12 protein-coding genes are annotated in these 12,727 nt (G+C 62.0%); all 12 read right to left on the bottom strand.

The features are described from left to right. Positions 1–32: 32 nt before the first annotated feature. Entirely contained in the window at positions 33–878 is an 846-nt protein-coding gene (locus NKJ75_RS01435) for an EamA family transporter (RefSeq protein ID WP_023833585.1), read from the bottom strand. Between the two features lie 7 nt (positions 879–885). Next, complete coding sequence (locus tag NKJ75_RS01430) at positions 886–1,794, bottom strand: endonuclease/exonuclease/phosphatase family protein (protein WP_023833586.1); 909 nt, start codon at positions 1,792–1,794, stop codon at positions 886–888. Between the two features lie 88 nt (positions 1,795–1,882). Then, complete coding sequence (locus tag NKJ75_RS01425) at positions 1,883–3,436, bottom strand: cation:proton antiporter (RefSeq protein WP_023704038.1); 1,554 nt, start codon at positions 3,434–3,436, stop codon at positions 1,883–1,885. Between the two features lie 148 nt (positions 3,437–3,584). Then, entirely contained in the window at positions 3,585–4,649 is a 1,065-nt protein-coding gene (locus tag NKJ75_RS01420) for an ABC transporter ATP-binding protein (protein WP_023725205.1), read from the bottom strand. Between the two features lie 30 nt (positions 4,650–4,679). Then, positions 4,680–5,471: an ABC transporter permease gene (locus NKJ75_RS01415; protein WP_023671171.1), complete on the bottom strand. Its 792-nt coding sequence runs from the start codon at positions 5,469–5,471 to the stop codon at positions 4,680–4,682. Beyond that, positions 5,468–6,382: an ABC transporter permease gene (locus NKJ75_RS01410; RefSeq protein ID WP_023671170.1), complete on the bottom strand. Its 915-nt coding sequence runs from the start codon at positions 6,380–6,382 to the stop codon at positions 5,468–5,470. The genes NKJ75_RS01415 and NKJ75_RS01410 overlap by 4 nt, the downstream gene beginning before the upstream one ends. A 63-nt stretch (positions 6,383–6,445) precedes the next feature. Further along, entirely contained in the window at positions 6,446–7,552 is a 1,107-nt protein-coding gene (locus tag NKJ75_RS01405) for an ABC transporter substrate-binding protein (RefSeq protein ID WP_023671169.1), read from the bottom strand. 239 nt (positions 7,553–7,791) lie between these two features. Beyond that, positions 7,792–8,964, bottom strand: coding sequence for an iron-containing alcohol dehydrogenase (locus NKJ75_RS01400; protein ID WP_023744178.1), 1,173 nt, complete (start codon positions 8,962–8,964; stop codon positions 7,792–7,794). 18 nt (positions 8,965–8,982) lie between these two features. Next, positions 8,983–10,368 carry an aldehyde dehydrogenase family protein gene (locus NKJ75_RS01395; protein WP_352499064.1) on the bottom strand — a complete coding sequence of 462 codons (1,386 nt, stop codon included), beginning with the start codon at positions 10,366–10,368 and terminating at the stop codon, positions 8,983–8,985. Positions 10,369–10,381: 13 nt separating this feature from the next. Continuing rightward, a complete protein-coding gene (locus tag NKJ75_RS01390; RefSeq protein ID WP_031197611.1) occupies positions 10,382–10,801 on the bottom strand; it encodes a type II toxin-antitoxin system VapC family toxin in 420 nt (139 codons plus the stop codon). Then, a complete protein-coding gene (locus NKJ75_RS01385; RefSeq protein ID WP_023744176.1) occupies positions 10,798–11,253 on the bottom strand; it encodes a DUF7662 domain-containing protein in 456 nt (151 codons plus the stop codon). The genes NKJ75_RS01390 and NKJ75_RS01385 overlap by 4 nt, the downstream gene beginning before the upstream one ends. 88 nt (positions 11,254–11,341) lie before the next feature. After that, positions 11,342–12,712: a glutamine synthetase family protein gene (locus NKJ75_RS01380; RefSeq protein ID WP_023744175.1), complete on the bottom strand. Its 1,371-nt coding sequence runs from the start codon at positions 12,710–12,712 to the stop codon at positions 11,342–11,344. Positions 12,713–12,727: the final 15 nt, after the last annotated feature.

Below are 12,727 nucleotides of genomic sequence, written 5' to 3'. Positions count from 1 at the left end.
TGATGACGGTGCTCTGCTGAAGTATCAGGCTCTCAGCCCAGTCTGAGGGCCACGACACCGGCGACGATGCTGAGCGCGGCGGCGCCGCGCCAGCCTGTCATCTTCTCGCCGAGCGCGAAAACCGAGATCATCATGGCAAACAGGATCGACGTCTCGCGCAACGACGCCACCGAGGCGATCGGCGCCTTGGTCATCGCCCACATGACGATCCAGTAGGCCGCGCCGCTAAGCACGCCGGTGAACAGGCCTGCCTTCCAGTCGCGCGCCAGCACGGGCAGCGCCTTGGGCCCGCGAAAGATGAGGCACAGCACCAGCGCCCACGTGGCATCGCAGATGAACAGCCATGCGGCATAGCTCGTTGCCGTTGCGGCCAGCCGCGCGCCGCTGCCGTCGGAGAGCGTGTAGCTGGATATGAAGATCGAAGTGCCGAGCGCAAAGCCGACCGCCCGCAGATTGATCCGCTCCAGATGCGCGCCGCCGCGAAACGACATCACCAACGTGCCGGCCGACAGCAGCAGGATGCCGAGGATGGCGAAAGGCGCCGGCATCTCCTGCACCACGACAACGCCGCCGAGGGCGGTCAAAAGCGGCGCCGTGCCGCGCGCCAGCGGATAGGTCTGGGCGAAATCGCCGGCCTTGTAGGCGCCGATGAGGAAGGTCCGGTAGCCCATGTGGAAAATCACCGAGGCGATGATGAAAGGCCACACTTCGGCCTTCGGAAACTCGACGAAGGGCAGCACGAAAAGCGCGGCAAACCCCATGCCCAGTGTCATCAGCGTGATCGACAGGAAGCGATCGAGATGGACCTTGACCAGCGCGTTCCAGATCGCGTGCATGGCGGCGGCGGCAAGCACCGCGAAGAAGACGAAAAGCGTCATCGAGGGCTCACCGATCTCCCGAGCTCAAAGGCGTTTCGAGATCGATATCGATCCGGACCGGAAAATGGTCTGAAGCGATCTCGCCTATATCGGCACTGACCGAGCGCACACGGTCGGCGAACATACCGCCGACGAAGCAATGGTCGAGCCGGCGTTTTGCCACTTTCCTGTCGATCGTTTTCACATGGGTGTGGTAATCGGCAGCCGGCTCGCTAGCGACGGCAGCGGCATCAACAAAGCCGTCGAGATAGGCCGCCCCGCGATGATAGGGCGTGCTGCCGACGATGCGGCTGTATTCGGCGCTGCCAGGCTCCATGTTGAAATCGCCCATCCAGATCGCCGCCGTCGGGTTCTCCGGCTCGGCCTCGCCGCTGGTCCAGTTGCGCGAAGGCTCATCGTCCGCGCCGCTCCACGGGCCGCCCTCGGACGGCGCGCGGCGATGCTCGGCCAAGAGATAGTCGATCTGCTCCAGACGCTCCTCCGCCGCGATATGGGCGAGATGCAGCGACAGGACCCTTACCGGTCCGGCCGGCGTGCGGATCATGCATTCGAGCGCGGCGTTGCGCGTGTTGAGCGGCCGCAGCGTGCGGCGCATGGGCAGCGCGTGCAGCCGCGACCAGGCGATCGGCAGCTTCGACAGCAGCATGGTGCCGAACTGGCGGCGGCGGTTGACGACCCGGCCGTCGCGCTGCTCACTGGCGTCCATGTCGAAGGCCGGGCCATAGACCCAGTAATAGCTAGGCAGCAGCTTGGACAGGACCTCCGGCTGGTCGTCCTCATTGGTGCGCTGCCAATGCCGCTCGACCTCCTGCAGCGCGATGATATCGGCGCCGTCGACCAGCTTGGTGCCGCGCGAAAGATCGTAACGGCCATCGCCGCCGAACCCGTACTGGATGTTGTAGCTGACCAGCTTCATTGCTTATCCGGCTCAATTTCGCTTTGGCAGTAGCGGTTCGGCAGATTGGTTGCAATGTACCGGCACGACGGCGGAACTGGGCCAGCGTCTATGATGTGGTCAGCGGCTGGAACCGGCCCGCCGGCGATGCCGCCAGTTCGGCCCAGTCGATCTCTTCCTCCAGCCGGTGGTAGGCTTCGTCGCCGATCGTGCCGTTGCTGCGCAACTCCTCGAGCGTGTCGCGCTGGCGGTTGATGGCATAGAGGCGCAGCCGGTCGTATTCGGTCGCCGCCTGAGCGTCCTCCGGGTTTTCCGCAATCAGGCGCTGCGCTTCATACTGTTCGCGCACGACGGCGGCGGCCGCAGATGTCTTGCGGCTCAGCACGTCCAGTGCTGCCTGCATGATGGCGACGCGCGCCTGCGCCACCTCATTGTCGACGGTTCTATCGGGGTCGAAGTTGATCCAGCGCAGCAGCGGCTTCAGCGTCATGCCTTGCAGCACCAGCGTGCCCAGCACCACCGCGAAGGCGGCAAGCACGATCGGGTCGCGGCCGGGAAAATCGGCCGGCAGCGCAATGGCCACCACCAGCGTCACCAACCCACGCATGCCGCACCAGCCCACAATGACGGCGCCGCCGAATGTCGGCAATTCCCGCCTTGCCTCTTGGCTGCCGAAGCGGGCAAGCCACCGGATGATCGCGACGTAACTCGCCACCCAGACAAGGCGCGCGACGATAACGACGACCAGCACCGTTGCGGCGAAAAGGAATGCTTCGCCTTGCCCGTCGCCGGCCAGCCTGCCAACGATCGTGCGTGCCTGCAGGCCCATCAGCACGAAAGCCAGCACGTTGAGCACGAACACGGCCGACTCCCAGACCGAATAGGTGCTGACGCGGCGTCTCGCCGACGACTGGCGCGGCGCCCTGCGCGCAATGGTCATGGCATAGACGACGATGGTGATGATGGCGGAAAGGCCGAGCCTGTCGGCGATGATCCACACGGCGAAGGTTCCGGCAAACTGCACCACCGTGCTGCTCGCCGCATCCTCGATGCGGCCGAGCGCCAGCAGCGAGACGCGGCCAAACAGATAGCCCGCGATCACACTGCCGATCGTTGCCAGCAGGATCACCGGAACGGCGTTGCTGAGCATGATCGTGCCAAGCGCGGCCGAAACCGCCAGCCGGTAGATCAGCAGCGCCGTGGCATCGTTGAGCAGGCTCTCGCCCTGCAGGATGGCGGTGATGCGGTGCGGTACCTTGAACTGGCTGAGCACGGCGGATGCGGCCACCGCATCCGGTGGCGCGACGATGGCGCCAAGCGCGATTGCCGCCGCGATCGGCAGGCCGGCCATCTTCCAGCCGACCAAGGCAACCACCACGGTGGTGAAGACCACGGCGCCCAGCGCGAGCAACGCGAGCGACAGCCGGTAGCGCTTGAGGTCGCGCAGCGACGTGTCATAGGCGGCGTCGAGAAGCACCGGCGCGATGAACAGGGCAAGCGCCAGCTCCGGATCGATCTCGATCGTCGGCGCACCGGGTACGAAGGCAATCGCGACGCCGGCCAGAGCCAGCAGGGACGGATAGGGAATTTCCAGCCGCCGCGACAGCGCCGTCAGCGCGACGGCAGCCAGAAGCAGGATGAGGGTAAGTTCGAATAGCGCCATGGCCCATCGTAGCGGCGAAGCGGCATCATGGGCAGTGGCTGGATGGCAAGATGCTGTTGATTATCCAGCACTCGGGGTCCGGCAATGATACGGCCGTTCATCGCGCCAGCTCGAATCGACCGCCTCGGTCGCGCCAAAATGCTGCTTGCTAGTGCAGCACCAGCATATCGCTTGATGAGAACGATATGTCGGCCTTCTCGCCGACCGCGGGCGGTGGCGTTGCCGGGCTGTTGAAGGTGTCGAGCGACACCGTGTTGCCGCCGATGCCGACGCGAACGCGAATGACCGAGCCGAGGAAGTGCACTTCGGAGATTTCGCCCGACAGGCTTGAATCGCGCCCGGGTTGGCGTCCGAGCGAAATCGCCTCCGGTCGCAGCGCCAGCGACAGCGTGTCACCGGACTTCGAGCCGTTGAGCTTGCCCATTAGCGAGACTTCCTGCGTGTTGACGCGCACCTTGCCGGACGCGGCATCGGTGACAGTGCCTTCGAGCACGTTCAGCGTGCCGACGAAATTGGCGACGAACTTGGTCGCCGGCCGGTTGTAGATCTCGAACGGCGTGCCGACCTGCTCGGCCTTGCCGCCATACATCACCGCGATGCGGTCGGAGATCGACAGCGCCTCTTCCTGGTCATGTGTGACGAAGATGGTGGTGATGCCGAGCTTCTTCTGGATCGAGCGGATTTCCTCGCGCAACGACACACGTACCTTGGCGTCGAGCGCCGACAGCGGCTCGTCGAGCAGAAGCAGCTTCGGCTTCGGCGCGATGGCACGCGCCAGCGCGATACGCTGCTGCTGGCCGCCCGAGAGCTGATAGGGATAGCGGTCCGCCATCTGCGGCAACTTGATGATGTCGAGCATCTCGGCGACCCGGGAATCGATCTCTGCCCTTGCCATGCCGGCGACCTTCAGGCCGAAGCCGATATTTTGCGCCACGGTCAGGTTCGGGAACAGCGCGTAAGCCTGGAACACCATACCGACATTGCGCTGGTTGGGCTTCAGCCTCGTGATGTCCTTGCCTGCGACGACGATCTTGCCCGCCGACGGCTCTTCGAAACCGGCGACCATGCGCAGCACGGTGGTCTTGCCGCAACCCGATGGCCCAAGGAAGGAAACGAACTCGCCCGGCTCGACATCAAGATTGAAATCTTCGACCACGGTGGTGGCGCCGAAGGATTTTCGCACATGCTGGATGGAGAGGAATGGTTCGGCCATGGCTTTTTCTTTCGATCAGTACTTTGTCGATCAGTTCGGGCGGTTCGCCGATCTCGGCGCGAAACGGGACAGGATCTGGATCAGCGACATACAGCCCCAGGTGATGGCGAAGGCGATGATGGCAAGCGCCGCCGGCTCATAGGCGCGGTTGGCGCCAACGTTTTGCAGATAGGGGCCGAAGGCGGGCCGGTTGAGCAAGCTGGCCATGGTGAATTCGCCAATGACGATGGCGAAGGTAAGGAAGGCGCCCGACAGCACGGCGATCAGCACATTGGGCAGGATCACACGACCAATGATCGTGCCCCAACCGGCGCCAAGGATCTGCGCCGCTTCGGTCAGCGTCCTGACGTCGATGGTGCGCAGTCCGGTATCGACCGCGCGATACATGTAGGGCAGCGCCAGCATTGCATAGCCGATGACCAGCAAGGCATTTGTGCCCATGTCGGTCGCCAGGAACGGCAGCGGCGAATTCGAACCGTACATCCTGATATAGCCGAAGACGATGACGATGGCGGGAATGACCAGCGGCAGCAGCGTGATGAACTCTACGATCGGCCGCAGTTGCGGCAGGCGCAGTCGAATCCAGTAGGCGGCGGGCACCACGATCAACACGCCCAGAATGATGGTGAAGATGGCGGCAAGCACTGAGTAGCCAAAGGTCGCCTGAAAACGAGGGTCGCCAAGCACGATCTGATAGGCGTCGAAGGAATAAGCGCCGCGCCGCATGCGCAAGGAAAATTCCACCGTCGCGATCAGCGGAATGAAGAAATAGGCCGCGCCCAGCCCGAAGACGACCCAGGCCCAGAATTTTCCGGACTTCATTTCAGCCACCTCTCCGAGCGCGTCCGGAACCAAATGTAGAAGACATTGGCCAGCCCGGTGATGACGATCATGCCGAAGGCGATCGCATAGCCGAGATGGGCATTGTGCAGCACGTCACCGCGTATCTGCGCATAGAGCAGGATCGGTACGATGTTGAGTGAAGAGCCGGTCAGCGCATAGGCGGTGGCGATGGCGCCGAAGGCATTGGCGAAGAGCAGGATGACCGTGCCGAGGAAACTCGGCCAGATCACCGGGATGACCACCATGCGCCAGTATTGCGTCTGGGTGGCGCCAAGCGTCGCCGCAGCCTCGCCCCACTCCTTCTTCAAGCCGTCAATCGCCGGCGTGATGATGACCACCATTAGGGGAATCTGGAAATAGACATAGGTCAGCGTCAGGCCCCAGAACGATAGGATGTTGAAGCCGTGCGCATAAATGTTGAGGCCGAACACGGTGTTGAGCAGCACCGTGGCGAGACCGAGGCGTCCGAGCGTGGCGATGAAGGCGAAGGCCAGCGGTACGCCGGCGAAATTGGAAGCCACGCCGGAGAATGTCAGCGTCGCCGAACGTATCCACTCCGGCAGGCCGCCGCGCACGATGGCGATGGCGATGCCGAGACCTGCGAAGGCGCCGATCAGCGACGAGGAAAGGCTGACCTTGAGCGAGATCCAGTAGGCGGCGACAATCGATGGCTGCGCCAGTGCTGCTATGTTTTCGAACGTGAATTCGCCGGCATCGTTCTGGAATGCACCCAGCATCAGATAGAGCGTGGGTAGGATCAGGAACATGATGGCGAAGATGAAGAATGGCGCAACGCCGAGCCATTGCGTCGGCAGTCGCATTGCACGCGCCTCACTGGGGGGCGCGGTCTTCCCGGCAACTGCGTGATCGGAAAGCGAGATATCTGTCATGCGCCGGCTACCGTCTCCGAGGAACACCGGGCGGCCGCGAGGCCGCCCGGTTGGTTTCAAGCCTTACTTGACGTTGGCGCCGACGACGGCATCCCAGTTCTTGGTGACGGCTTCCTTTGCCTTGCCCTGCTCGTCCAGCGTCGGGAACACCGCGGCAGCGTAAGCCTCGGCCGGCGGCAGCTTGGCCATCACGTCCGCCGGGAGCTTGCCGTTCTTGGCAAGATCGTTGAAGCGGATCGGGTGGCAATAGCCCTTCAGCCAGCCGATCTGGCCTTCGTCGGAGTAGAGATACTCCAGCCAGAGCTTGGCAGCGTTCGGATGCGGTGCGAAAGCACTGATCGCCTGCACATAGACGCCGGCAACCACACCGGTCTTGGGCACGACGACGTCGACGGGCGGATTGCCCTTCAGCGTGTCGCGACCGGCAAGTGCATTGTAATCCCAGGTCACCAGGATCGGCGTCTGGCCTTGTGCCAGGGTCGCCGGTTTGCCGATGACCGGCACGAAATTGCCGGCGGCGTTAAGCTTCTTGAAGAAGTCGAGACCAGCAGTGCCAGCAGCTTCGCCGGCAGCCGCACCACCGGAAATGCCGGCCGCGTAGACGGCCTGGATGGCCTGGTTCGAGGCGCGCGGGTCGCCGGCAAGCGCCACGGTGTTGGCGAATTCCGGCTTCAGCAGGTCAGCCCAGTCAGCAGGCGCTTCCTTGACGAGGTCCTTGTTCACCAGGAAGGATAGCACGCCATAGTAGTCGCCGGTCCAGTAACCATCGGCATCCTTGGCGCTGTCGGGGATCGAGTCCCAGGTCGACACTTTGTAGGGCTGGATCAGGCCGTCAGCCTTGGCGGTCGGGCCGAAGGACAGGCCAACGTCGATGACGTCGGGCGCCTGCGGGCCCTTGTTGTCCTTGTTGGCCTTGATCGCCTCGACCTCGTCGCCGGAGCCGGCATCGGGGTTGAGTTCGTTGATGGTGATCTCAGGATACTTTGCCTTGAAGCCGTCGATGACGGCGCCGTAGCCGCACCAGTCATGCGGCAGCGCGATTGTCGTGAGCTGGCCTTCCTTCTTCGCAGCGGCAACCAGTTCATCCATGGACTGGGCCGACGAGATAGCAGAGGTCGCCATGAGGGCGACGGCCGAAAGGGAAAGCACTTTCCCTGTGAACTTGAACATGTGTTCTCTCCGTTGAACTGGCGTCCTGGACGCCTGCGATGCGGTATCGGTTTCATATGACAGCCAGATGAAAGCTTTTTGAAACTGGCCCCCGGCGGTACGAAAAGTTAACTCTTTTTAACCGGCTGTAGCAATTAGCCTCGACTTAATTTCCCGGCTAATGGTTTATTGCCTTGCTTTTTGCCCCCTTGCCCTTCCTTTCCCTTCGTTTTTAGATCACGTCCGGCGCAGAAACCGCCTCAGACAGTGCCGGCGATAGTGTTCTCGAGCAGCGTCAGCGCTGCTTTCTTGGTCAGCTTGACCGGGTTGCCGCCGGCTGTCGGATCGACCACCGCCATGTCGGCGATCAGCCCCTTGCGCTTCTTGTCCATGTCGAGCCCCTTGATCAGATCGGGCAGCGCATGCGGCACCTTCAATTCCTTGCGCAGCTTGATGATCGCTTTGGCAAAGCCGTCGAAGCCACCCTTGATGCCGCAATAGGCAGCGAGCCGGGCAATCCGCTCCTCGATGGAGTCGCGATTGAAGGCCAAGACATAGGGCATGAACACCGCATTCGTCATGCCGTGATGGGTGTCGTAGAGCGCGCCGATCGGATGCGACAGCGAGTGGATGGCGCCAAGACCCTTCTGGAAGGCGGCAGCACCCATGGCGGCCGCACTCATCATGTGGGCGCGCGCGACAAGGTCCTTGCCGTTGGCGTAGGCCTTGGGCAGGTTCTCGAACACCAGGCGCACACCTTCGACGGCAATGCCGTCGGCCATCGGGTGATAGCCCGGCGCGCAATAGGCTTCGAGGCAATGTGCCAGCGCATCCATGCCGGTGCCGGCGGTGATGAAGCCGGGCATGCCGACCGACAGTTCCGGATCGGCAATAACGATTGCCGGCAAAAGCTTCGGATGGAAGATGACCTTCTTGGTGTGCGTCGCCTCATTGGTGATGACGCCGGCACGCCCGACTTCCGAGCCTGTGCCGGCAGTGGTCGGCACGGCGATGATCGGCGCGATGGCATCCGAATTGGCGCGCGTCCACCAGTCGCCGACATCCTCAAAGTCCCAGATCGGCCGCGTCTGGCCAGCCTGGAACGCGATCAGCTTGCCGAGATCGAGCGCTGAACCGCCGCCGAAGGCGATGACGCCGTCATGCTTGCCCTTCTTGAACACGGCGATGCCGGCGGTGAGGTTGGAATCGACCGGGTTCGGCTTCACCTCGGAGAACACGCCATAGGATACCTTGGCGTCGTCGAGGATTTTCAACGTCGAAGCGACGACCGGCAGTTTCGCCAACCCCGGATCGGTGACGAATAGCGGCCGCTTAATGCCGGTGGCAGCGAGCACCTCAGGCAGTTCCTTGATGCGCCCGGCGCCGAAGCGGACGGTGGTCGGGTAGTTCCATTTGGAGATCAGCTTGGACATGTCTTGTCTTTCAAAAAATCAGATGGCTTCGCGCAGATGGAAAGATTTCGGCCGGGTCAGATTGTCGTAGCCGAGCGCCGAAAGGGCGACGCCTTTGCCGGTGTCCTTGACGCCGGTCCAGACCAGCGCCGGATCGAGGTAGTCGCAGCGGTTCATGAACACGGTGCCGGTCTCGACGCGGTCGCCGATCGCCACCGCATGCTCGATATCGCCGGTCCAGATCGAAGCGGTCAGCCCGTAGGGGCTGTCGTTCATCAGCGCGATCGCCTCCTCGTCGTTGCGCACTTTCATGATGCCGACGATCGGGCCAAAACTTTCCTCGCGCATGACGCTCATCTGGTGGTCGACGCCGGTCAGCACTTCCGGCGCCAGATAGGGCGAGCCGGCCTTGTCGTTAGCCACCTTCATATTGATGTGTGCGATTGCACCCTTGCGCAGCGCCTCGGCCTTCTGCTCGCGGATCAGGTCGGCAAAGCGCGCCTGCGCCATCGGCCCCATTGTCGTCGCCTGTTCCAGCGGATTGCCGACCACATAATTCTTCGTCTCGGCGATGAAACCTTCGACGAACTGGTCGTAGACCTTCTCATGCACATAGACGCGCTCGATGCCGCAGCAGCACTGGCCGGAATTGTAGAAGGCGCCGTCGACCAGATTGGCCACCGCATGGTCGAGCTTGGCGTCGGGCAGCACATAGGCCGGATCCTTGCCGCCGAGTTCGAGCCCGAGCGTCATGAAGGTGCCGGCCGCCGCCTTCTCGATGGCGCGGCCGCCGCCGACCGAACCGGTGAAATTGACATGGTCGATCTTGCCCGAGCCGAGCAGCTTCTCAGTCTGGGCATGGTTCAGCACGACATTCTGGAACACGCCCTTGGGCAGCCCAACCTTGTCGAACGCCTGCTGGAACCGTTCGCCGACCAGCAGCGTCTGCGCCGCATGTTTGAGGATAACAGTATTGCCGGCCATCAGTGCCGGCACGATGGTGTTGACGGCGGTCAGATAGGGATAGTTCCACGGCGCGATCACCATGACGACGCCGAGCGGATCCTTCTTCACATAGCGTCGGAAGCCGTCCTTCGGGTTGGATGCCGGCACGGATTTCAGCGCGGCTTCAGCGATCTCGACCATGTAATTGGTGCGTTCCCTGACGCCGTCGAACTCGCCGCCATAGCGCACCGGTCGCCCCATCTGCCAGGCGATCTCCGGCACGATCTCGTCGGTCATCGCGACCAGCGCTTCGAGCATCGCCAGCATAAATTTGCCGCGCTCGACGATCGGCTTCAGCGCCCACTTCTCCTGCGCCGCTTTGGCGCGCTCGACCGCGGCATTGATCGCCTGGTCGGTCGCGATCGGTCGCTCGGCATAGATCGAACCATCGATGGGCGATTTGAGTTTTACGGTTTCCAAAGGATGCTCCAGTTTAGCAGGCTAGCGTACGCAGATGGCCGTTGCGGCCATAGCGAAGGATGGGCTCGTCACGCGTCACCAGAACCATGTCCAACGCTCTCGCACTTGCCATCAGTATCCGATCCATGGGATCACCATGAGGCGGACCGGGCAGGTTGGATGACGCAATCAGAATGGCTGGTGAGATAGCGCTGAGCTTTGCCGACATTCGGTCGATGAAACGCTCCACGAAGTCGAGTGGCGTCAATGGCAGATTGAGCCGGCCCTTGGCTACGCCGATTCCGATCTCCCATGCCGACATCGGCGAAAGATACAGACGGCCGTCATAGGCCGCTTCCGAAATCTCCCGGCTTGCGTGCGGATCGATCAGACTATCGTTGGCGACAAAGATCATCGCACATGTATCCAGAAGCAGGTTTGGCCCTTCGCTCATTTACTCACCGCAAGTTTGCCGTCACGCGCGTCAGCCTCACCGCCCAGATAGCCCCGGTCCCATGGCTCGTCATCGAAAGGTTTGGTGATATCAAATCCGGCTTCGATTGTTATCAGGCCCTTCATGAAACCAAAACCGGGGTGGCGATCCGCGCGCGCCTCCTTTGGCGCGGCAGGCACGCTACCACTGGGCGGCGCCGAAATCGGCACTTTGCGAACGCGGCGAAATACCAGTTTCCCACTCCCTATATTGACGGATTCGGTCTCGAACCCAGCCTCAAGCCACTCCCTTGTCATGGGATTGTTGCTCGGATTGTTGCTCCACCATGCAGGGTATTGCTTCGATGCGGGCAGCGGCAGATTGAGCACTCTCTCGATTTCGGCGAATGACATCGGGACGCGATCGACATTTTGGGCAATGAGAAAATCCTTGAGCGGCGCATATTTGGACATCGCAAACTCCTCAATGTAGCACTGCAGTTTACAGGTACCATATGGTACTAACTTCACCACATTGTCAACATTAAAGCTGTATAAAGTTTTAGTACCGCTCGAACCCTCTGTGCAGTTCCCAATCCGTAATGCGGCGGTCGTATTCGAACTGCTCCCACTTTGCGGTGTGGACATAATGTTCGAGCACATCGTCGCCGAGCGCCTGCTTCAGCATCTTCGACTTGGCCAGCGTCTCGGTGGCGTCACGCAGCGTTTTCGGGATCTCCGGCAGGCGCGAGGCCTGGTAGGCATCGCCGACGAACGGCTTCTGCAGTTCGAGCTTCTCATCGATGCCGGCAAGGCCGGCCGCGATCAGCGCTGCGAAAGCGAGATAGGGGTTCAGGTCGGCGCCGCCGATGCGGCATTCCATGCGGATGCCCTTGGTGCCCTCGCCGCACAGGCGGAAGCCGGCGGTGCGGTTGTCCTCGCTCCACATGATCTTGGTCGGTGCGAAGGTGCCGGCCTGGAAGCGCTTGTAGGAGTTGATGTAGGGCGCTAGGAACCAGGTAAACTCCTTGGCGTATTTGAGCTGCCCAGCCGCCCATTGCTGGCCAAGCGTGGACAAAGTCCAGTCCGCCTTCTTGTCGAAGAACAATGGCGTCTTGCCGTCGGCGCTCCACAGCGAATTGTGGATGTGGCTGGAATTACCGGCGAGCCCGTAATTGTATTTCGACATGAAGGAAATCGACTTGCCTTCGGACTCGGCAATCTCCTTGGCGCCGTTCTTCAGGATGACGTGGCGGTCGGCCATGTCGAGCGCTTCGGCATAGCGCACATTGATCTCTTCCTGGCCCGGGCCCCATTCGCCCTTGGAATTCTCGATCGGAATGCCGGCCGCTTCCATCTCGTTGCGAAGCCGGCGCATGACGCCTTCTTCCTTGGTGGTGATGCCGATCTGGTAGTCGCCAATATAGGGCGAAGCGGTATCGAGGCCCTGCCAGTGCTTCTTGCGGGCGGAATCATAGGTCTCGTTGAACAGATAGAATTCGAGCTCCGAGGCGAAGTAGCCGATATAGCCGCGTTCGGTGAGCCGCTTGACCTGCTTTTTCAGCATCGCGCGCGGCGAATGCGGCAGGTCGTCATGGGTGTGGTGGTCGAGCACGTCGCAGATCACCAGCGCCGTCTTTTCCAGCCACGGAATGCGCCGCAGCGTCGCCAGGTCCGGCTTCATGACGAAGTCGCCATAGCCTTTCGACCAGCTTGCCGCCTTGTAGCCCGGCACCGGCTCCATATCGATGTCGGCGGCGAGCAGATAGTTGCAGCCATGCGTCTCGTCATGAGCAGAATCCACAAAGTACTGCGCCAGGAAACGCTTTCCAGCCAGCCGCCCCTGCATGTCGACGATGCAGGCCAGCACCGTGTCGATCTCGCCATTGGAGACCGCTTTCTTCAACTGATCGAACGAGAAATTTCCGGCCATTCCTTTGGCACTCCA

The organism is Mesorhizobium sp. M0058, assembly GCF_040323095.1.
GTDB lineage: Bacteria > Pseudomonadota > Alphaproteobacteria > Rhizobiales > Rhizobiaceae > Mesorhizobium.
Note: the sequence above shows the minus strand (reverse complement) of the source record. Positions and strands in the feature narration are given on the sequence as shown.

Bases quoted from the DNA above. Each gene is read 5' to 3' on its own strand.
- NKJ75_RS01410 (WP_023671170.1), bottom strand. From the start codon at position 6,382: ATGACAGATATCTCGCTTTCCGATCACGCAGTTGCCGGGAAGACCGCG.
- NKJ75_RS01400 (WP_023744178.1), bottom strand. From the start codon at position 8,964: ATGTCCAAGCTGATCTCCAAATGGAACTACCCGACCACCGTCCGCTTC.
- NKJ75_RS01420 (WP_023725205.1), bottom strand. From the start codon at position 4,649: ATGGCCGAACCATTCCTCTCCATCCAGCATGTGCGAAAATCCTTCGGC.
- NKJ75_RS01390 (WP_031197611.1), bottom strand. From the start codon at position 10,801: ATGAGCGAAGGGCCAAACCTGCTTCTGGATACATGTGCGATGATCTTT.
- NKJ75_RS01430 (WP_023833586.1), bottom strand. From the start codon at position 1,794: ATGAAGCTGGTCAGCTACAACATCCAGTACGGGTTCGGCGGCGATGGC.
- NKJ75_RS01415 (WP_023671171.1), bottom strand. From the start codon at position 5,471: ATGAAGTCCGGAAAATTCTGGGCCTGGGTCGTCTTCGGGCTGGGCGCG.
- NKJ75_RS01380 (WP_023744175.1), bottom strand. From the start codon at position 12,712: ATGGCCGGAAATTTCTCGTTCGATCAGTTGAAGAAAGCGGTCTCCAAT.
- NKJ75_RS01405 (WP_023671169.1), bottom strand. From the start codon at position 7,552: ATGTTCAAGTTCACAGGGAAAGTGCTTTCCCTTTCGGCCGTCGCCCTC.
- NKJ75_RS01435 (WP_023833585.1), bottom strand. From the start codon at position 878: ATGACGCTTTTCGTCTTCTTCGCGGTGCTTGCCGCCGCCGCCATGCAC.
- NKJ75_RS01385 (WP_023744176.1), bottom strand. From the start codon at position 11,253: ATGTCCAAATATGCGCCGCTCAAGGATTTTCTCATTGCCCAAAATGTC.
- NKJ75_RS01425 (WP_023704038.1), bottom strand. From the start codon at position 3,436: ATGGCGCTATTCGAACTTACCCTCATCCTGCTTCTGGCTGCCGTCGCG.